The 21,057-nt window shown below is 57.4% G+C and carries 11 protein-coding genes; 5 read left to right on the forward strand and 6 right to left on the reverse strand.

The features are described from left to right. Nucleotides 1–582 precede the first annotated feature (582 nt). Nucleotides 583–843, forward strand: a complete 261-nt coding sequence (locus WCO56_10740; protein ID MEI7730040.1) for a hypothetical protein — start codon at nt 583–585, stop codon at nt 841–843. A gap of 599 nt (nt 844–1,442) precedes the next feature. Here WCO56_10740 and WCO56_10745 read toward each other — a convergent pair. The 6 genes from WCO56_10745 to WCO56_10770 form a co-directional block, all read right to left on the reverse strand. Continuing rightward, nucleotides 1,443–2,813, reverse strand: coding sequence for a DUF4832 domain-containing protein (locus tag WCO56_10745; GenBank protein MEI7730041.1), 1,371 nt, complete (start codon nt 2,811–2,813; stop codon nt 1,443–1,445). A gap of 471 nt (nt 2,814–3,284) precedes the next feature. Beyond that, complete coding sequence (locus WCO56_10750; GenBank protein ID MEI7730042.1) at nt 3,285–6,488, reverse strand: AsmA-like C-terminal region-containing protein; 3,204 nt, start codon at nt 6,486–6,488, stop codon at nt 3,285–3,287. Nucleotides 6,489–6,497: 9 nt separating this feature from the next. Continuing rightward, nucleotides 6,498–8,303: a DUF4340 domain-containing protein gene (locus WCO56_10755; protein MEI7730043.1), complete on the reverse strand. Its 1,806-nt coding sequence runs from the start codon at nt 8,301–8,303 to the stop codon at nt 6,498–6,500. 18 nt (nt 8,304–8,321) lie between these two features. Next, nucleotides 8,322–9,824, reverse strand: a complete 1,503-nt coding sequence (locus WCO56_10760; protein MEI7730044.1) for a GldG family protein — start codon at nt 9,822–9,824, stop codon at nt 8,322–8,324. Between the two features lies 1 nt (nt 9,825). Further along, nucleotides 9,826–10,578, reverse strand: a complete 753-nt coding sequence (locus tag WCO56_10765; GenBank protein ID MEI7730045.1) for an ABC transporter permease subunit — start codon at nt 10,576–10,578, stop codon at nt 9,826–9,828. After that, nucleotides 10,578–11,558: an ATP-binding cassette domain-containing protein gene (locus WCO56_10770; protein MEI7730046.1), complete on the reverse strand. Its 981-nt coding sequence runs from the start codon at nt 11,556–11,558 to the stop codon at nt 10,578–10,580. Before WCO56_10770 ends, WCO56_10765 begins: the two co-directional genes overlap by 1 nt. A 148-nt stretch (nt 11,559–11,706) precedes the next feature. On the opposite strand from WCO56_10770, the gene WCO56_10775 reads away from it, so the two are divergent. The 4 genes from WCO56_10775 to WCO56_10790 all read left to right on the forward strand — a co-directional run bounded on the left by WCO56_10775 (nt 11,707) and on the right by WCO56_10790 (nt 20,899). Next, on the forward strand, nt 11,707–12,429 hold the full coding sequence (locus tag WCO56_10775; GenBank protein ID MEI7730047.1) for a transaldolase: 723 nt from the start codon (nt 11,707–11,709) through the stop codon (nt 12,427–12,429). Nucleotides 12,430–12,564: 135 nt separating this feature from the next. Further along, nucleotides 12,565–13,500, forward strand: a complete 936-nt coding sequence (locus WCO56_10780) for an amidohydrolase family protein (GenBank protein MEI7730048.1) — start codon at nt 12,565–12,567, stop codon at nt 13,498–13,500. A gap of 812 nt (nt 13,501–14,312) precedes the next feature. After that, on the forward strand, nt 14,313–17,558 hold the full coding sequence (locus tag WCO56_10785; GenBank protein ID MEI7730049.1) for a helicase-related protein: 3,246 nt from the start codon (nt 14,313–14,315) through the stop codon (nt 17,556–17,558). After that, entirely contained in the window at nt 17,555–20,899 is a 3,345-nt protein-coding gene (locus WCO56_10790; GenBank protein MEI7730050.1) for an Eco57I restriction-modification methylase domain-containing protein, read from the forward strand. The genes WCO56_10785 and WCO56_10790 overlap by 4 nt, the downstream gene beginning before the upstream one ends. Nucleotides 20,900–21,057: the final 158 nt, after the last annotated feature.

Consider the following 21,057-nt stretch of genomic DNA (forward strand, 5'->3'; position numbering starts at 1 on the left):
TTATTCAAAAACCTGCAAAAAATCCGCATTGTTAAGTCCGACAGGCTGCTAGGAACCAAAAAATGGGAACAATGATAACCATTCCAGTTTATGCCCCGACCGAATAGCCAAGTGTTGACCAACGTCACCGATGCCTTGGGACGCTAGAATGCTTGGGTGTACGGCCCCACCGGCTATGATTATTCATTCCGAAAGCCACAACTGGCCCGCAGAAAAAGCAAAGAGTCCATTCATAGACTGGTTCGTTTTCGTCTTTAGCCAGGCTTGCTCAGGTTACACCTTCTGATTCCCAGATTCTCTCCTGGCTTTCAGCTTTCGCGTTTTTAGCATGTTTCGCGGTTTAAATTCCTCGCCCGCTTTAACTTCTGCCGCCAAGCCCCTGTCTTCTTCTGGTCATTCTAACTCCAAACTCCCAGTTCCTATCTTCTTCAGTCAAATTTTTCTGCCGGTTTCATCTTTCTGCTAGATTCCATCCCCATTTTACCGGCCTTTCCCCCTAAAAATATTTTTCAAACTTTTTTGAGGGTAGGACCGTATTTGTCCTACCCCCCTTGCTACGCTGTTTCGCGAAAGATGAACATTATGAACACAAAATACGAATTAACGACCATGAATAACAACCCTTGGACCCGGCAGGAAAAGTTCCTGCTCTTCGTCAATCAGGGCGCGATTGCCCGCGACCTCACCCAAGGCACCCGCGACAGCTACCGTATCGCACAACTCGCCCGTGCCGTCCCCGCCGCCGAAATCCCGGAGGACCCGGCCTCCGCCGCCTTCGACTTCCTCGCCTACCTCGACCGCCGCACCCGCGCCAAGCGCTGGATGATCAGTGTCCCTGAATAACCTGCTCTTCCTCGATGCAAACCATCAAAATGGGGCGGTTGAAAATGGAATCCCTTTGGCAACCGTCCCATTTTGCATTTTTGTGCCTGAACATATTTCACTCCGCATTCCGCAATCCGAAATCGAGGGTTCCGCATTTGAATTATTCTCCTCCGGGAGGAAACCACCTTCCCGAAAACCCTGCTACCCTGCCTCGCATGAATGACAAACATATTGTCCGCCAGCCAGTCTCGCGATCACGCGCGAATCGCACTCCTTTTCCCATTCGTCCTATCGGTCCCATCGGCACTTCGGATTTGCCCCTTATTCTCGGGCATTCCCTTCTCACTCTTCCCGCCCTTCACACGTTTTCACTATGGTTCCATTTTCATGCCATCCAAAATCAAAACCTCGTACTAGTTTCATCCTAGTTTTGTAAACGCTGAATCTGCCCGCATTTTGCTATTAGTGATTCTGCCGTGCGGCGCCTATGCGTTTCATCGGTTGTGTCCGAGCCCACTCTCGAGTCCGTTTTAGAAGACCGCTTCCGTGAGGTCTTCAGATTGGAGAAGGCGCAGATACTGGTTCACCAATTTACCCATAGTGCGGGACACGCCCTTTTATTCCACTTTAATATTGCTGACCATGTACACCCCTTCTTTTTCCGGGATATCGCTGGCGAGCCGGAGGGGGCGGCGCTGCGCGGCAGGATCAGCCAGGGTCACCCCCAGCCGATAGGTCCCCGGTTTCAAGTTGGCCGGCAGGGCGAGCACGGCGTCCGCTGGTTGTTCTCCCGGCAGCCAGTTGGCGGGCAGGGATTGGGAGTCACGGGTTAACACCGTCTGCCCGGCTGCGTCCAGCAGCAGGACGCGCAGCACATACGGATAATATAATTTGCCGACCCCCACGTTGGCCCACTTCATCCGCACGTTGAGTGTCGCGCCGGGTTTGATGGCGGCCTCGTGGGTCAACTCGCGCAGTACAAACCGGTAACCTGCCAGGCGGGCGAGCTTTTGCAGTTGCGGCATGGCTTCCGGCGGCACGCGTCCGACGTTGTCGTTGATGTACGTGACGTGATGGGTGAGCATGAATTGCACGGCGGCGTCAAAGGACCATTGGCGGCTTTTCAGGTAATCGTAATCACCGAACCACTCGAACACCACCGGCGCTTTCTTCCAAGTGTCGGCCATGCCATCCACGGCGGCGTATTTCTTCGAGCCGATCCAGTTCTGCTCATGCCAGGGCGAGCCAACGCCATCGCGACGGAATCCGGTGCCGTGCGCCAGGGCGTATTTCAGCACCGCAGCGTCGTCGGACATGAACACTAGCGGGGTTTTGCGGAAGGCTTTCAGATACATATCCACGATTTGTGTGCGCACCTCGACGGGTGCGGGATGCTTGGTATGCCACTCGCCCCAGACACCATAGGAGCCAATATCGAGAAACTCGATGCCGGGATGGCCATCATAGCGTTTGCCCAAGGCGGCGATGAACGCCCCGTGTTCCCGGAGATAGATGGGGTCGGCATAATCCGGTTCAATGCGCGGAATCGGTGTGCCACCACTGGTGGGATCAGCACCACCCACGTTGTACTCGAATCCTTTGGCGCCTGCATCGAACATCCACTTGGGCGAGGTATAATAGCCCTTGCTGTGCGCGCTGCACGTCATGACCCGCAGGGAAACCGTCGCGTCGCGCGGCTTCCACGCGGCGATGACATCATCAATCAAGGCCCAGTTGTATTTGCCTTGTTCCGGTTCGGCATCCGCCCAACCGAAACGCACATACACCACCGAACAGGGGAAGCGCGGTTCCTTGGTGGGCTTGCGATTCTGATTCATCCAACCCTGGCCGGGATTGGCGAACAGCGCATCGGTTTCGCGGAATCGCACCTGGCGCACATTCTCCGCCGCCCGCAGACCATCGCCCGCCAAGGCAGCCGCTAGCAGCAGCCATACCGAGGCATTACCTGATAATATCATTTGTCGCATAGCGATGGACAATAAACGTTCTTCCCGGCCCGGCAAGCCAGAAGCGCAAGCCCAAATCCACGCCTTAGCGGACCGCGAAACACTTCCTCCATTCCGCAGGTTCTTCGCTGTTTTCGGTGGAATACGCAGTGGAATCCCGAATTCCGAATTCCGAGATCCGAAAATACGCCACCTCCATGAGGAGAGCCACCGACGCCTGTGGCCGTCACCGGGCTGGAAAGGCAGCTTGCCGAGTTTCTCCGCAAAAGGCGGGGCGAGTTGACGTTTCAGCAATGGTCACGCAAACTGGGGCTGCCAACCTCCACCTTGTTCCTCCACCTTGTTCCGACTGGAAAACCAGGAACCGAGCATTACCCTCCGCCGGCTGCAACAAGTCATGAGCCGCCTGAATTGCTCATTGCAGGACATTTTTGTGGGCAAGTAGGGATTGCACTCCGTCCGGCCATGCCTGCCGAAAAAACGGTTTCCCCTCTATTTATCCGGTGATGGCGGCGTGTCCGTGCCCGGAGCATCCAGATCGGGAAGCACCAGTTTCCTGATGGTTTGCAGCGGATGCAGCAGCGGCCCAAGGTAGAGCGCCTCGGTCTTGGGATCGTTCAGCGAGCCGGTCACTTTGTACACGAAGATTTTGGAAAACGGCTTGATGACCAGGTTGAGCAGCGCGCCGACCACATTGGCGTCCTTGAGCCACTCCGCCTCCACCCGCGCATTGACGCGGCCTTCAAAATCCACCGTGCCGCGATAGCGCATGCGGAACGGGTTGGCGGAAATTTGCAAGTCGCGCGAGGTGACCACGCTGTTGGTGATGGTAAAGCTGGCGGTGGCGGCGGTGGCGCGGGAGTTGCCCAGGCCGGACGTCAAGCCGTTCATGATTTGGGAGAACACGCCGAAAATGGGCATGTCCCACAGGAGGCCGTTACGGAGGGTGGCCTGGCCAAAGCCCTGCCAGCTCTGCCAGTCCGCGGCATTGGCATGCGTGACGTTGAGTTCGGCAGAGAGCACGCCATCAAGCTTGTTGCTGGCCTGGTTCACATCGGCCATGAAGGCGTTGAACTGCACTTCCTGCAAGGTCGCCTGCAACGCGTAGTCCGTGCCTTTGGCCGCCAAGTCAAATTGCAAGTTACCCTCCAGCCGGCCGCCGTAGAAATCCGCGACCAGGTTGGTGATGAGCAGTTTATCCCCCAGCCACCAGACGGTGCCGGCAACCTGGCTGGGATTGAAGCGCCACCAGTGGAACGGGCCGCCGGAGACGGTGAACTTGACGTCGGCAACCCCTTTGTCATTCAGGGGAATCACGCCTTCCACGAGGGCGCGGGGCGGATGTTTGAATTGATAGGCCTCAATCACCTCGAAGGTCTGCGGACCAATGCATTTGGTGACCGCCGCCGGTTCCATGCTACCGTGCGCGTTCGTCAGGTGCAGCATCAGCGTGTTGAAATCCACCATCACCAGATCCGCATCGGCGCGCTCGCCCGGACGCTCGGCCAGGGGGTTGATGAAGGACAGGATTTTATCCCGGTATTGGACGCGTGATTCCAAGCGGCTGATGGGCACGCCGCGCATCACGAAATTGGTGGCGCGCACGGTGCCCGTGCCGGTGAGGTCAAAATCCGGCTGCCAGCGTCCGGTTACGTCCGCATCCACCAGCGGATGGCCGTTCCATTGAAACCAGTCGAACACCTGGGTGATATTGGTGTTCAAAACGGGCGCGATAATTCTCGGGTCCAGCGCGCTTTTCACTTGGGCGTGAAAGGTCTTGCGGTTCAGATCGCTTTCCCCGGATATCCACATCTCGTCATCCGCACTGCGCGCATAAAACGCCGGGACCCGCCACACCCCGTTGGTGAAGGTGGCCCGGGTGCGCGCCTCGGACAGCATGATCCCGCCATACACCACCCCGGCGGCGCGCGCATCCCCAGCGAGCGACAGCGTGGGCCACACTGCGGCCGCCCAATTGGTTTCCGGCCAATCCCATGGCGGCAGCACGGCCCGCGCCTGGAGGTTCAGCACGGGCGGCTTGCTCCAGGTGATCTGCTCCAGGAACTGCCGGATCGCCGGCTCCATCACCGGGCTTAATTTGCGCGCATCAAAATCGGATCGGGCACCGATCCGCACCTCGCGCGTGGCGACGTCCAGCCGTCCGGTCACCGTCAGCGCGCCGCCATTCAGTTGCGCCTGCCAGCGATCCAACGCCAGCACCGGGCCGCGCCAATTGCCCTCCATCTGCACGCGGTCCAACGCCAACTTAAAAGCCTCCACCCCTTGCAGGTCCAGCGTCCAATGCGCCGGCCAGCCTTCCAGTTTTTCCCAAGCACCCCAACTGGCGTCCGCGTGCTTCACCAGGTTGGTGCCCAAGCGGGAAAGGTCCATTTGCACCGCGGCGGTTTTGGCCTGGCCCCAAGGGGTTTGCAGCCGGCTCACCGAGGCTTTCATGGCCATGGTTTCCGGGCATTGATCCAACGCGGCGAGCAGACATTGTAGCTGATAGCGCCCGTCGGCAACGGAGCCGAATTTAGGAAATAGCGCGGCCCCGGCCTCAACTTCCGCCTCCAGGTTTATCCGCGCGGCCGGTGGCGGAGCAGGCGTCATCCGGGCGATGATTTTGGCGCGCTCAAGGCTGGCCCAGGCGCTGTACAATTTCTGCGCTTCAATCACCAGGTTGGTGGCGGTGGATTGCAGGTCCGCCTCGACGCTCACCCGCTCACCCCGACACCATTTGGTATCCAGCGCATCGCAAGTGACATGCAGCGAACGGCAGACGGGCGCGTCGCCGAACCGGAATAGCCCGGCCTCCGCGCGCAATTGGACTTGCCGTGCCCGGCCCCAGACGGTATCGGCCAGTCCAGCGCTCAGGCGCAGGGACAATTCGGTTTGCGCCGAATTGGTGGCCGACTGCAAACTGACAGCCAAGGTGGCATCGCTCAGGCGGCCATACGGCGTTTGCGCGTCGCGCGCGATGAGGTTGACGCTGCCTTGCAGGTTGGACCAGGCGTTGGCGTCAGCCTTGAATTGGAGGGTGATCTGGGGCGGCGCCTGAAATTGCCAGTTGGTCAGCGTGTGCGCAAATTTGAGCAGTAATGCATCCGGCTGGAGCGCCGGGGGCCGGGCGGCACCGTTGGTCGCCGGCGAGGCGCGCAGCCGGGAGGCATGGTCCAGGCGACCGGTAACAGTGATGTCCACGCCGTGGAACCGCCCTTTCAGAAAACTCAGGTCCCAGCGGTCATCCTTGCCCAGCCAGAGGCTGGCGCTCAGGTTGGTGATGGCCAGCGGGTGGCTGGGTTGCGGGCCGGCGAAATGCCAGTTCAGGCAGCCGCCACGAAACTGTAATTTTTCCACTTCCAAACGGCCGTGCAGCAGCGCCTCCGCATTCAGGCCCACCACCAATTCATCCAGCGTCATCTGGGGGCCGTTCACCCGCTGCGCGTGGCGAAACGCGACGTTTTCCGCCACCACCCCGCGATCCCAGCGGAAGCGGATTTTCTGATATTCCACTTCCATCCCGTGCGTGCGTAATTGCTCCAGGATGCGGTTCTTGAGAAAATCGGGCAGCCCAGCCTGGCTGATGTAGAGCAGGAACCCGGCGAGTCCCAGCACCAGCAGCAGGAACGCGATGCGAAAAAATCGGAAGATGCGTCGCGCGCTGGTCCAGATTCGCCGGCCAAGGGTGTCGGGCATAGCGGGACCTTATTTCTCCGGCCCAGCCGGCCGTTTAAGGGGCAAATCCCGTTGGATCATCTGGAACAACTGCCAGGGGAACTGGAATATCCATGGCTGGCCTTCCAGTTGCACTGTGGCCAGCGGTATCTGGCTGCGTAGCGAGGGGCCAAACTCCACCGCCAGGGTTTGCGTTCGGTCGCCGTCACGCAGCTCCAACTCCAGGCGATAACTGTGGTTGGTAAATCCCAGATTGGTCCTGGCCTCCTCACCCCGCCCAAACCACGCCCCGGCAGTCAACTCACCCAGCCGGTACACGATTTCTTCCACCGCATATTCATTGACCAGCCCTTCGGAGCCGGGTGCCAGCAGCCATTCATTGGTGCCCCGGTGCAGGAGTTGCATGGTCCGTCCGCCCTGGCTCACGGTGAACCGCGTCACATTGGTGGCGGAAAAATTCCATACGCGGCGGTCGCGCAGTTGCCATGCGTATTGGGGAACCTTGAGAAAATCTTCTTCGCGCACCGCGTACACTGAGGATTCATCGGGGCGCCGCGCAAAAAAACGCCCGGCGGCGTTGGTGCCAAAATCTGCCTGTGCCAGGACGCTGTTGGTGACAGCGGTGCCATTGGTATTGCCAGCCTTGAAAAAGACTTGTGCCATCGGTTTTTCCAGACCGTAGCCGGCAAAATCCGTCACCACATCCTTCTCGAACTCGGCCACCTCGAACGAATAGAGGTCGGCGATCAATTCCCGCACCAAAGAGTTGTCGGCGGGCAAATCGAGCGGTTCCACCAACCGCCATTGGTTGGTGCCGGTTTTGCGAATCACGATGTTCTCTTGCTGGCGGACTTCAATTTGCGTGACGGCCCCCGGAGGAAACGCGAGCAAATGCCGGTCACGCAAAGTAACAAACGGCACCTGCAACTGCTCCGCCAAGTCATGCGGTACCAACACCACATTGGTGTGGGACATGCGCCGCGCGTACACCAGGTCGGGATTGTTTGTGACACCCGCGCCGAATTGCACCACCAGCAGATCGTTGGTGCCCGCCCCCAACACCAGTTCGAACTTGGGCGGCTGCAAACCGTACGGTTCCAGTTCGACACCCGGATTGTCCGTGACAAAACGGCTCACCCGCGCCTGCAAACACTTTAACAAAGCGCTTTCCACCTTGACGCGATCCGCCCGCGCCTGCATGGGCTTGCTCAGGCGCCAGAGCCGGTTCGTGGTATTAAATTGAAGCGCATAACCCACCCCTTTGGTGGTGGAACGCACCTCAAAGCGATCAAAGGCCGTGCCCCCCGGCAAGCTCAACAGCGCCGTGCTGCGCCAGGCGTCGGCGTTCTCCGGGATCAGGCTCAGCAGGGAGGCATCCATGGTATAAACATCCTCCACGCCCACCACGCGCACATACACCTGACCACCCACCGGGGTAAGCGCGCCGACCTGCACTTCAGTGCGCGTGTCGCCCTGCTGCGCCACAATCAACGCCGCCGGGTCTGCCAGCCCGAAATCGGCCAGAGTTTTGGCGTGGATCGGGTTCTGCCGCTCCATGCGCGCCAGTGCCTGCAATAAATTATCCACCATCACTGGCTGCGCGGGATAATTGACCGGCGCCGCCAACCGCCAACTCTCCCCCTCGCGCTGCAACCTCACAAACTGCGTGCCGCGCCGCACCTGTAACGCGCCGACCGCCTGGGGACGGAATTGGGGTAACAAGAGGGTGGGTCCCAGCGGGCCGGCGGCGCGATCCCAGTGCCGTTCAAAGAAAAATATGAAGGTGAACAGCCCCACCGCCAGCAAAAACCAGAACCATGTGCCTTTTGTGTTCAACGTATAAAATCCAATGGTTTAATTTCTTCGCCGCAGCCAGACCAGCAGGCCCAGGAATAATACCCCGCCCGGCAGGCCGCCGAGCAGAATCCAGCGGACGGCGGTCAATTGTGCGCGGGTCATGTTCAATTTGTACTCGTTGACCGGACGCGGCGAGAGGCCCGCCAGCCATTGCGGACGATCCACCAGCCAGTTGATCGCCTGCACGGCAAAATCGCGGTTCGCAGCCGACTCGATCAACTGGTTGGCCAGGAAAAAGGAATCCCCCGCCACGACCATCCGGGTCGTCCCCCGGCCAACGCCCCGCACGCTTTTTTCACTCGCCACCATCAGCGGGAACACACCGCGACGATCCCGCGCCGGATTCAGTTCCGGCATCCCGTTGCGGATGGTGGTGACCATCACGCCTTCGCTGGTGGTATGCAGAATTTCATCCACCTTCAGCCCTTCGATCGCGCGGCCGGATTTGATGGAGGCGACCGACCGCGGCAGGATCAAATGCAGGGAGGACTGGTATAACGCCCGGGTGATGGCGTGCGCCTCGTTCTCAGTGAGCGTCAACACCAAATCCTGGCCGCGTGATTCCGGGGTTGACCGCATGGGATCGAGCACAATGTTTTCCCCGGCCACCACGCCCCAATTCGCCAGCAACCCTTCCAAACCCACACGGCGCCCATACGAGCGATACCCGAACAAGGCAAAGAGGCGGCCACCCTGGTTAAGGTAGCGTTCGATCTTCTCCACCTCGTCTTTGGTCAGAGTGTCCACCGGGCCCGGAATGATCAGCAAGCTGCAATCAGCGGGAATGTCCGCCGCACCGGCGAGGGAGAGCAACTCCGGGCGGATGCCGTTTTCCACCAGCACGGCGGCAAATTTGGAGTAACCATTTTGTTCGTCGGTGCTGGCCGGGTTTTGTTCGCCGTGGCCTTGCAGGAAACAGGCCTTGTACTGCTTGGGATCAATCACGGTCACCAGCGCGGAGGTGAACTCCAGTTCCCCGCGGAACGTGCGCGGCTTGCGCCGAAACTCGCGTTCCGTCGGATTGGCGACCTGCTCCAATTCATATTCCGAAAGCGCGGCCTGATAGACGGACTTGGTTTTGTTGTTGCAGTCAAAAATAATCAGGTCCTTGTCCCGGACCGACCCCAGCCGGTAGCGGGTGCGGATGACTTGTGCCTCGGCGGGATTGTTGATGGGGTTGACGAGCTGCACTTGCAGATGCGGGTTCCGGGCGGAGTATTCCTTGAGCAACGCGGTGGCCTCCTTGAATAGACGTTCCTGGGGATCATAATAGACGATGATCTTGACCTCATTGGTGATCCCCTCGAGTACGCGCAACGTCAACGGCGAAAGCTGGGTGCGCTGGCTGGCGCTGCAATCCCAGCGCCAGAAATGCCGCCCCGCCAGATAGTTCAACATCACGACGACGGCCAGCAGCGAGAGGCTGCCGAGCAGCATGTTAAAGCCCGCGCCAAATCTGCGGCTGAATGAAAAACTGGGGTTGCTGGTGGGTTCGCTCATGTTACCGCCACCTCCGGCTTTCCACGACCTTCAAGGTCAGGTATAAAAACAAGAACGTTCCGGTCAGATAAAAAGCCACCGCCCGGGTATCCACCACACCGCGCGCGAAGTCCCGCAGGTGGTCCATCATGTTGATATGGGTCAGCACCAGCGCCACCCAACCGGCGCGCGCGGCGAACGCATACGACAGGAAGCCCAGTAAAAACAGGGAAATTCCGACGACAAAACTCAGCATCGCGGCAATCATCTGGCTGCGGGTCATCGCTGAGGCCAGGCAGCCCAGCGACAAATACAACATGCCCACCAGCGCGATACCGAGGTAGGTGGTGGCCAGGGCCCCCAAATCCAGCGAGAGCGGCTCCTGCGTGTAATGCTTCAAAATAAATACCAGCGCCATTAACGGCAGCCACATGATCAGGTAAAACAGCAGCGCGCCCGAAAACTTGGCCAGCACCACCTGCATTTCGCTCACCGGGGTGGTCATCAGTGTCTCGAACGTGCCGGAATGCCGTTCCAGCGCAAAGGTGCGCATGGTAATCATGGGCGCAGCCATCAGCAGAATCAGCCAGAACGAAAAGGTTTCATAAAACAGTTCCGTGATGGAAACCGTCAACGGTTCCGCATTCAAGGCCTCCACCATACCGACAAAACTCAAGCCGATCAGGAAGACGACGGCCGTGATGACCGTATAACCCGTCCAGGATAGAAAATGACTGCCCAGCTCGCGCCGCACCAAGGTGATATACGCTTGCATCAGGATTCCTCCTCCTTGTCCGGACGGGTGAGCCTGACAAATACGTCCTCGAGCGAATACCGGTTGCGCGTCAATTCGCGCAGCTTCCAGCCCCGTTGCGCCACCAATTCAAACACCAGCGGTCGCAAATCCACCCCCGGACGCGCGGTCAACGAGCACCGCAGGTACTCCCCTTCTGCCGGCGCAATGTCGTAGTGGTCCACCTCGGGATGACTATCCCAGCACGCTTTCAAATCGGCTGCCGGCGCGGCGATTTCCGCCACCACTTGGGTGCCCTCGCGGAACAGCTTATGCAAATTTGCCGGGGTATCCGCCGCCAGGATTTTGCCGTTGCCCAAAATCATCACCCGTCCGCAGGTCATCTCCACCTCGGGGAGAATATGCGAGGAGAGCAACACGGTATGTTGCTTGGCCAGGTCCTTGATTAGTTGACGCACGGCGCGAATCTGGTTGGGGTCGAGTCCGATGGTGGGTTCGTCCAGGATCAGCAATTCGGGATCATGCACCAAGGCATCCGCCAGCCCCACCCGTTGCTGGTAGCCCTTGGATAACTGGCCAATCACGCGCCCGGTGACATCCGTCAGGCCGCACTGCGTCATCACCAGGTCCACCCGGGTCCGCGAGTCCTTTCGGTTCAGGCCTTTCAGCCGGGCGCGGAATTTCAAATAGTCACGCACCCGCATATCGTGGTGGAGCGGATTATTTTCCGGCATATACCCAATGCGCCGGCGCACCTCTTCGGACTGCGTGAACACATCGAAGCCGGCGACGCGCGCCGTACCCGAGGTGGCGGGGAGATAACACGAGAGAATCCGCATGGTCGTGCTCTTGCCCGCCCCGTTGGGCCCCAGCAAGCCGACCACCTCACCCCGCTGCACCGTAAAGGAAATCGCCTCCACCGCCGCGCGTCCTGCGTAGCGTTTGGTCAGTGTGTCCACTTCAATCATCGGTGCGTCGCCCATGTCGTAACGCCGTACCATACCGGTTTTTATCATGGGCAGCCAACATCAATCTTCGATAGTTTCTTCGCAAGATAATCGGTGGACCGGCCTCACCGGAACCTGTGTCCCCAAGCCGAACAACAAGAAAGTTGATGTTTTCCAATTTGAGGTTAGACTTTTGCCGGACATGCAAAACAATCTGAGTCAACTAAAGGTTAAGATTTTCGCGGATGGCGCCGACAAAGCGGGCATTCTGCAATTGAACGCCAACCCGCTCATCCAGGGGATGACGACGAATCCCACCCTGATGCGCAAGGTGGGCATCAAGGATTATGAGGCGTTTGCCCGGGACGTGCTCCACGGCGTCACCGTCAAACCCATCTCCTTTGAGGTGTTCTCGGATGATTTTGCGGACATGCGGCGGCAGGCGCTCAAGATCGCCGCTTGGCAGAGCAACGTCTATGTGAAGATTCCCATCACGAACACGCGTGGAGAATCGTCGCTGCCGCTGATTCGCGATCTCGCCCAGCAAGGCGTAAAATTGAACATTACCGCCATCCTGACTCTTTCACAGGTGGCGGGCGTGGCGCAGGCGCTGAACCCGCAGGTCCCCTCGGTGGTCTCCGTTTTCGCAGGCCGCATTGCGGATACCGGCGTGGACCCCATGCCGCTGATGCGCGCCGCGCTGGCGCTGCTCGGCGGCCAGCCCAAAGCGGAACTGCTCTGGGCCAGCGTGCGCGAGGTGTTCAATATTTTCCAGGCCGATGAAGCCGGCTGCGCCATCGTCACTGTGCCGCACGATATCCTGGGCAAAGCTCTGAAAATGACCGGCATGGACCTCACGGCGCTCTCGCTCGACACCGTCAAGATGTTCGATACGGACGCCAAGGCTGCTGGTTTTTCTTTATAATTTCGGATGCTGCTTGCGAATTTTTAACCATCCGCAGTCATCTGCGGTTGTCGGTTAATCTCAACGACCGTTTTCGGGCTCATCCGCCCCGCTGATACGCTTGCACGGATGGTGATTCCGCGTTAACCTCCGCGCATGAATCGCCGCCAATTCCTGGAAACGACCGCGCTTTTAAGCGCCAGCACCGCCCTGCCCCGCGCGATGGCATCCCCGGAAGCGCTCCCGGTCGTGGATACCCATGTGCATTTTTACGATCCAAGCCGGCCGGAAGGCGTGCCGTGGCCGGACAAAAACTCCCAACTGTATCGCACGGTGTTGCCGGCAAATTACCGGGCCTTGCCGCAGCCGTTGCCCGTCGCCGGAGTGATCGTGGTGGAGGCAAGTCCATTGCTGGAAGATAACCAATGGGTGCTGGATCTGGCCGCGCGCGAACCGCTGATCTTGGGGATGGTGGGCAACCTGGACCCGGCGCATGAGTCGTTCCTGAAACACCTCAAGCGATTTGCCAAAAATCCCCTGTTTCAGGGCTTTCGCGTGCGCGTGCCGCAGCAATTGCGGCGCGGCTTGGAGAATCCCGCGTTCGTCGCCGGGCTAAAGCATACCGCCGAATTGGGGCTGGCGCTTGATGCCGGTGGCGGCGGCAGTCCACTGGAAGAAATCGCCCGGTTGACAGAACTCATCCCGGACCTGCGCATCATCATCAACCATCTCGCCGGAGTGCGCGTGGATGGGCAGCCACCCAAGGCCGAATGGCTCGGCGCAATGCGCAATGCCGCCAAGGGGAAAAACGTCTTTTGCAAAATTTCCGGGTTGGTCGAAGGGTCCGGTCATAAAGCCGGCGACGCTCCCAAAGACGTGGCGTATTACCAGCCGGTGCTCAATGCCGTCTGGGAAATCTTTGGTGAAGACCGTCTGATCTACGGCAGCAACTGGCCGGTCAGTGAACTGTATGCGCCATGTGGAACCGTGCAGGAGATCATCCGCGATTATCTGCGGGAGAAGCCGGAAGCAGTCCGAAATAAAATCTTCCACGCCAACGCCCAGCGCGCCTATCGGTGGCGAGTCAAGTGATTCATGCCCCACCACCCTTGAAACTGGATGCCTGGCAATCGTGGAAGCGACGTCCCGTCGCTTTCGTGGTCCCATCGCTTTCTTCTATTCCTCTGATTATTCCACACCTCCCGGCCTTCTCCCTTTCGCGTCAACCCAAGGAACGCGGATCTCCGGTCCGCGTGGCTTTGACTGCTTTAGCCGCACGCACTGCGGTGGGAATAACCGAAGCTACTCCCGCGGCCCCGAGGGAGAGGAAACAGGTGAGGGGGTACGCAACCACAGACCCTGCCCACCTCGTAGTATTCGTAACGCACCAACGCGCTTGATGCAGCCCTGCCTACTCATTGTGGATGCCGGATTCCGCTCGACTTGATGGGACGGGCCGCGCTAGCCCGCGAAACCTTCGCTAATTCACACGAAGCGGAACCAGGAATCGGATTTTGCAGAGAAATTAACCGGCAAAAAGATTGATGTACGGAAGATGAGGACGGAAAAGCGGGATGAAAAATCTTTACAATACCGGTGGCTGGTCCTATGTGTAACCACTGACAGAAGAAAACCATGATGATGATATAACTTAAACCATAATAATATTTTAGATTTTGCGTAGCTTCGGCTGCTGTTCACTACGAAACGTGGAAATTTCGCATTCAAGGACGGCGCTAGAAGCGCGCCCCAATCGGGGCGCGCTGAAAGCGTTCCTTGAAAGGCATCCACGTGCCTGTAGTGGGGCGTAAGTAGGTTCGCCCCTTTCGTTTTTCAGGCACGCGGTTCTTTTCAAGGAAGCCATCCCAACAGAGGGCTGAGCGCACACGCAAGCGTTTCAGCCTATGAATTGGAATGGTGGTACTGCACCCGAATTTCCCGGTTCCTGGTCCGATTTAACTTTCATTACCAACGAACCCGGAAGGAGTCTTGGCGACCGTTTTGCGGTTCTCCTTGGCGAAGACACGCGCCGGTTTGATTGTCTGGTGGGTTATTTTTTCATCAGCGGTTTCCATAATCTCCATCCCGCACTCACCAAGACCGAGAAGATTCGCATTCTCGTCGGTATCAAAACCGACCGGGCGGCCCATGATTTGATTCAGACGGCCAAACAGCAGCAGGAGTTCGTACTGGAGTCGCACGCCCAGGTGCGGCAGCAGGTTCCCGGTGAAATACTGGGTGAGTTCCAGAAATCCGGGGATAGTTCGGACATTGAAGAGGGGGTCCGCAAATTTGTGGAGTGGATCAGGTCCGGCATACTGGAAGTGCGCGCGTATCCCTCGGAGCGGTTGCACGCCAAACTGTACATTATGACCTTCCAGGATGGCGACCGGGACAAGGGGCGCGTCATCACGGGGTCCAGCAACTTCACCGAGGCGGGTTTACAGGAAAATCTGGAGTTCAACGTCGAGTTGAAAAACCGTTCCGACTACGACTTTGCCCTCCAGAAGTTTAATGAACTTTGGGCCAAGGCGGTGGATGTGACCCAGGATTATGTCACCACCATTGAGGTCAAATCCCCGTATGCGCAATTCTCGCCGTACGAACTCTACCTGAAATTCCTCTACGAATATTTCCAGCGGGAACTCAACCTGCCGGATGAAATCGAAGACAGCTATCTGCCGACGGGATTCAAAAAGCTCAAGTACCAAGAGGAAGCCGTCCTGAATGCCCGCAAGGTGCTGGATGAATACGGCGGCGCGTTTTTGTCCGACGTGGTCGGGCTGGGCAAAACCTACATGTCCGCCCTGCTGGCCCAACATTTAAACGAACCGTGCCTGGTTATCGCCCCACCCCATTTGCTGGATGAACACAATCCCGGTTCGTGGCCGAACGTTTTCCGGGATTTCGGGGTACGCGGCTATTTGTGCGAATCCCTGGGAAAACTGGAATCCCTGCTGGAGCGGGACCTGCAAAAATTCACCGTGGTCTTCATTGACGAGTCGCACCGTTTCCGCAGCGAGGATACGCAGAGCTACGAAATGCTGGCGCAGATTTGCCGGGGCAAGCGCGTGGTGCTGGTGTCGGCCACGCCCCTCAACAATACCCCGCAGGACATTTTGAGCCAGATCAAGCTGTTCCAACCGGGGAAGAACAGCAGCATTCCCAACGTCCGCAATCTCGAAGCCTTCTTTGGCGCGCTCCGGCGGAAGCTGGAGGGTCTCGACCGCCAGCGCGACCGCGAGGCGTATTTCAAGGTGGTCCAGGAAAACGCCCGCCAGACGCGCGAGAAAATCCTCAAATTCCTGATGATCCGCCGCACGCGCACCGAAATTGAAAAATACTATGGCGACGATTTAAGGCGGCAAGGCTTGAAATTTCCCGAGGTCACCAATCCCGAACCGCTCTTTTACAAGTTCAACCGGACAGAAGGCCAGGTGTTTGACGAAACCATCCGGGCATTGACGCATGAGTTCAAATACGCCCGGTACACGCCACTGGCCTACTACACTGGCGAGCGGGATGAGCAGGCGATCCAGAGTCAGCGCAACCTGGCCAAGTTCATGAAAATTCTCACGGTGAAACGCCTCGAAAGCAGTTTCACCGCGTTTCAGTTGACGCTGGGGCGGTTCATCCACACCTACGAGCGGGTGATTGCCGAGTTTCACAAGGGACAGGTTTTCATCAGCAAGAAACACATTGGGAAGGTGTTTGAATTGCTGGAATGCGACAACCAGGAAGGCATTGACCGGCTGTTGGAGGAGGAAAAAGCGGAGCGGCTGGCGGCTGAGGACTTTCGCCCGGACTTCATCACCGATCTGGAAAACGATTTGAAGGCCCTGAAAGCCATCCGCACCCACTGGAAAAAAATCACGCGGGACCCCAAGTGGGAAGCGTTCCGCGTCATCTTGAAGCAAACGGCACGACTTAAAGACGGCAAACTCATCATTTTCACCGAATCGCAGGAGACCGCCGATTATCTGGCCGGCAAAATCCGGGCCGAGGTCGAACCCAAGGTGCTGCTCTTCACCGGCCAATCTTTGAAAACGGTCCGCGAGGAGGTGATTGCCAACTTTGATGCCAAGGCCTACCGGCCCAAGGACGATTACCGTATTCTGGTGGCCACCGAAGTACTGGCTGAAGGCGTCAACCTGCATCGCTCGAACGTCGTCATCAATTATGACATCCCGTGGAATCCCACGCGGCTGATCCAGCGGGTGGGCCGGGTGAACCGAGTGGATACCAAGTTTGATCAAATCCACACCTACAATTTTTTCCCGACGGACGAAAGCAACGACCTGATTAAATTGCGGGAAGCCGCCGAGGCCAAGATTCATGCCTTCATCCAAATGCTTGGCGCGGACGCCCGGCTGTTGACCGAAGGCGAGGAAATTGTCTCGCACGACCTGTTCGCCCGGTGGAATTCCAAGCAGACCATTACCGGAAAGGACGAGGAGGAGGAAACCGAACTCCAGTACCTGACCGAAATCCGCGCCGTGCGCGATCAGCACCCGGATCTTTTTGAACGCATCAAGCGTTTGCCCAAAAAGGCGCGATCCACACGAATGTTGGGCGAGGCCTTGGTTCCATATTTCCCCGCGCTGTTCACCTATTTTCGCCAGGGCAAGCTCGATAAATTTTTCGTGGGCGCATCCGGCAAAGCGTCGGCCACCGAATTGGACTTCATGTCCGCCGCAAAGATATTGAAGCCCGCCGACCTTAAGGAGCCGCGCCAACCAATCCCGCGCGAGTTTTATGAATTGCTGGACGGAAACAAGGCCGCGTTCATCGCCGTTACCACCGGTGAGGCGGAGTTGGCTGAGGAATCCCACCGGGGCGACCGGAATGCGGCCTATATTTTGAAGCGCCTTAAAGCGCGGGAAATCCGTCGTTGCCAACAGTTCACCGAGGACGACGAGGAATTTGTCGGCAAAATCATCCGGCTGACGGATGAGGGGGCGCTACCCAAACGCACCGCCAAGGAACTGGCCGCAAAACTCAAGATCGAGATTGAGCCGTTAAAAGTACTCGCCATCTTGCGGCGCGAGGTTAAATCCGAATTATTGAAGGCCGCCCCGACCGCACAGGCGAGCCAGGGGCAATTTCCGCGTGAAGTCATTCTATCCTCTTATCTGGTACAAATCTCATGAATACCCAACAGGCCCGTGCCCTTGTCAAAGAAACATTTCCGCAGGCTTTTGACAAAGTCCGCTTTCACCAGTTCGTCAAGGAATTGCTCAACGGCTTCAACGAAGACAAGTCATCGGCCATGCAGGTGCCCGATGCTTATGCTGACCATATCCGCAGTTGCGCTCGGTTGGGCACCTACCAGTCGCCGGATGGCGAAATGGCGGATGTGCTCATTGTCCATACCACGGAACCCTGGAAGTTGGAACGCACCCGTACCGCGCTCCGCGATTTTGTCGGGCATAAATTGAAACGTGGGGACAGCTACAAGGAAGCCGGCCTCGTCGCCTTTGTGGCACCGGATGCCCGTACCTGGCGTTTTTCATTCGTCCGCATGGAGTATGAAACCAAACGCGACCCCAAGACTGGGAAAATCGCCGCAGAAGAACGCCTCACCCCGGCCCGGCGCTACTCTTATCTGGTCGGCGGGAATGAAAGCTGTCACACGGCCCAAAGCCGGTTTCTCGACCTGCTGCAAGATACCGAAAATCTTCCCACATTGGAGCAGATTGAGGACGCCTTCAGCGTCGAAGCCGTCACCAAGGAATTCTTTGAGCAATACAAGGCCCTGTTTCTCGACCTCAAAGACGAACTGGACGATCTCGCCAAGCGGGACAAAACCATTGGCGCGGAGTTTGCCGGCAAACAGGTCAGCACCGCCGATTTTGCCAAAAAGCTCATGGGGCAGATTGTCTTCCTCTACTTCCTGCAAAAGAAAGGCTGGCTCGGCGTGCCCAAGGGCGGCAATTGGGGCGACGGCCCGCACAATTTTCTCCGCCAGCTTTTCGTGGGCCAATTCAGAAGTTACAAAAACTTTTTCAACGACATCCTGGAACCGCTCTTTTATGACACACTCGCCACGGATCGCGGCCAGGAGGCATGGTGTAAAATCTTTGGGTGCCGCATCCCGTTCCTGAATGGCGGACTCTTTGAGCCGGTCGCTGGCTACAACTGGCAGAAGACCGATATCATCATCTCCAACTCGCTGTTCTCGAACACAAAGTCCACCGACGCGGGCGACACAGGCACGGGCATTCTGGATGTGTTCGACCGCTACAATTTCACTGTCAACGAAGCCGAACCGTTGGAAAAAGAAGTGGCCATTGACCCGGAAATGCTCGGCAAGGTGTTCGAGAATCTGCTGGAAGTGAAGGAGCGTAAATCCAAGGGCTCGTTTTATACCCCGCGCGAAATCGTCCACTACATGTGCCAGGAAAGCCTGATCAATTACCTGGATACGGCGCTTAATTCTGAATCTGGTAGCAGCCGACGTGAGGAGCCTCATTCGGAAAAACCGGCGGCGGAAAATCAGAGTCTCTATACGTCGTCTCCTACGGGGGCGATGATTCATCGCGCCGACCTCGAAACCTTCATCCACTCCGGCGACCATGCCAGCTACTACGAGGCCGCCCGGGTGGAGGGCACGGGTTACAAACGCAACCTCCCCAAGATAATTGAAACCCATGCCCGGCTGATTGACGATAAACTCGCCGATATTGCCGTGTGCGACCCAGCCATCGGTTCCGGCGCGTTTCCCGTGGGCATGATGCAGGAAATCGTCCGCGCACGCATGGCGCTGACACCCTACTTCAACGCCGTCCAAGAACGGACGCCTTATCATTTCAAACGCCACGCCATTCAGAACTGCCTCTACGGCGTGGATATTGATCCCGGCGCGGTGGAAATCGCCAAGTTGCGCCTCTGGCTCTCGCTGGTGGTGGACGAAGACGACGTGAAACAAATCAAGCCGCTGCCCAATCTGGATTACAAAATTGTCAATGGGAATTCATTGCTGGGCGTGGATAAAAACGAACTGGAAAATTGGCAGGCGTTTCACCGGCTCGAGGAAATCAAACCCAAATACTTTGACGAAGCGCATGGTGATAAAAAACACGGATACAAACGCGATATTGACAAGCTTATCCACCAACTTACCAACGGTAAATCTGCGTTCGATTTCGAAATATATTTTTCCGAAATATTTCACCGCAAGAAAGGTTTTGATGTGGTCATTGGCAATCCCCCATATGTCCGGCAGGAAGCCATCAAAAATTTAAAGCCCGCGCTCAAGGCCGAAGGTTACGAGTGCTACACCGGCACGGCGGACTTGTATGTGTATTTCTTCGAGCGCGGCGTGCGCTTGCTCCGCTCGGCAGGAACACTAGCCTACATTTCGAGCAACAGTTTTCTAAACTCCGGATTTGGTGAGAATTTGCGCCGCTATCTGTCCTCCAATACGCGTATCCTCCAACTCATAGATTTCGCGGAAACCAAGGTCTTTGAAGCCATTACAGAACCGTGCGTGATTTGCCTAACGCGTGACAGAGCGGTTAACCACGAAACGAAGTTTCTGAAATGGGAGCAATCTTCTTTGCCAGAAAGAATCAAAGAAGTCTTTGCGACCCGCTCGCAAACCATTCCGCAGCGTGAATTGAAAGCGGAAAGCTGGCAGCTTGAATCGCCCGTCGTGCTGCGGTTGCTGACAAAACTCCGCTGTGTCGGAAAGCCTCTTGGCACCCACGTCAACGGGCGATTCTATCGCGGTATCCTAACTGGCTTAAACGAGGCGTTTGTTGTTGATCGCACCACCCGCGACCGCTTGATTCGCGAGCACAAATCTTCCAGCGAAATTCTCAAACCATTTCTGCGCGGGCGTGACGTTAAGCGATGGCAAACCGAGTTTGCCGAACAGTATCTCATCAAAATTGAATCCTCGGAAAACAAAGACCATCCGTGGTCGGACAAATCAAATAAAGAAGCCGAAGAAATCTTTGCGAAGTCTTATCCGGCAATTCACTCGCACTTTGAGAAGTTCCGCAGGGAGCTCATCAAGCGTGAAGACCAAGGCAAATACTTTTGGGAACTGCGGTCGTGCGCATACTGGCAAGAGTTCAAACACCCAAAGATTATTTATCAGGAAATCAACCGGACAGACTGTTTTGCTTACGACGATTCTGGCTATTTCGCCAACAACAAGTTGTTCATGCTGCCAAATGCCCCACTAGAATATCTTGGTTTTTTCAACTCTCGTTTGGGCAGTTGGTATTTGCACAATTTCACCGGAGTTCCGATGGGAGGCTTTCTCGCTTTGCAATGGCCGGTGATCAAAACATTTCCCATTCCCGTCGTGGCATCTGAGGCCCAAAAGCCAGTGGCACGGTTGGTTGAGCGGATTTTGGCGGCAAAGCGGCGCGATGCCGAGGCGGACACGAGCGCATTGGAGCGGGAGATAGACAAGTTGGTGTATGCGCTCTACGGCCTGACGCCGGAGGAAATTACAATCGTGAGGGATGCAATGAAATGAAAACCATTCCATATCGTGGTGACAACATCCGGCACAAAGCGCGGCTTGGGGTGGCGCGTTCCACTGGCAGGAGCGTGGTCTGAATTCGAGATGCGGATTGCGGATTGCGGAATGGGCAAAGTTCAGGCTACAGGAGGCGGCGAATACACCGCGAAACA

This window comes from Verrucomicrobiota bacterium (genome assembly GCA_037139415.1).
Taxonomy (GTDB): Bacteria; Verrucomicrobiota; Verrucomicrobiia; order Limisphaerales; family Fontisphaeraceae; genus JBAXGN01.

What these genes read in the sequence shown, in the direction of transcription:
- WCO56_10740 (MEI7730040.1), top strand. Translation starts at nt 583, where the DNA reads ATGAACACAAAATACGAATTAACGACCATGAATAACAACCCTTGGACC.
- WCO56_10745 (MEI7730041.1), bottom strand. Translation starts at nt 2,813, where the DNA reads ATGCGACAAATGATATTATCAGGTAATGCCTCGGTATGGCTGCTGCTA.
- WCO56_10750 (MEI7730042.1), bottom strand. Translation starts at nt 6,488, where the DNA reads ATGCCCGACACCCTTGGCCGGCGAATCTGGACCAGCGCGCGACGCATC.
- WCO56_10760 (MEI7730044.1), bottom strand. Translation starts at nt 9,824, where the DNA reads ATGAGCGAACCCACCAGCAACCCCAGTTTTTCATTCAGCCGCAGATTT.
- WCO56_10765 (MEI7730045.1), bottom strand. Translation starts at nt 10,578, where the DNA reads ATGCAAGCGTATATCACCTTGGTGCGGCGCGAGCTGGGCAGTCATTTT.
- WCO56_10770 (MEI7730046.1), bottom strand. Translation starts at nt 11,558, where the DNA reads ATGGTACGGCGTTACGACATGGGCGACGCACCGATGATTGAAGTGGAC.
- WCO56_10775 (MEI7730047.1), top strand. Translation starts at nt 11,707, where the DNA reads ATGCAAAACAATCTGAGTCAACTAAAGGTTAAGATTTTCGCGGATGGC.
- WCO56_10780 (MEI7730048.1), top strand. Translation starts at nt 12,565, where the DNA reads ATGAATCGCCGCCAATTCCTGGAAACGACCGCGCTTTTAAGCGCCAGC.
- WCO56_10785 (MEI7730049.1), top strand. Translation starts at nt 14,313, where the DNA reads ATGAATTGGAATGGTGGTACTGCACCCGAATTTCCCGGTTCCTGGTCC.
- WCO56_10790 (MEI7730050.1), top strand. Translation starts at nt 17,555, where the DNA reads ATGAATACCCAACAGGCCCGTGCCCTTGTCAAAGAAACATTTCCGCAG.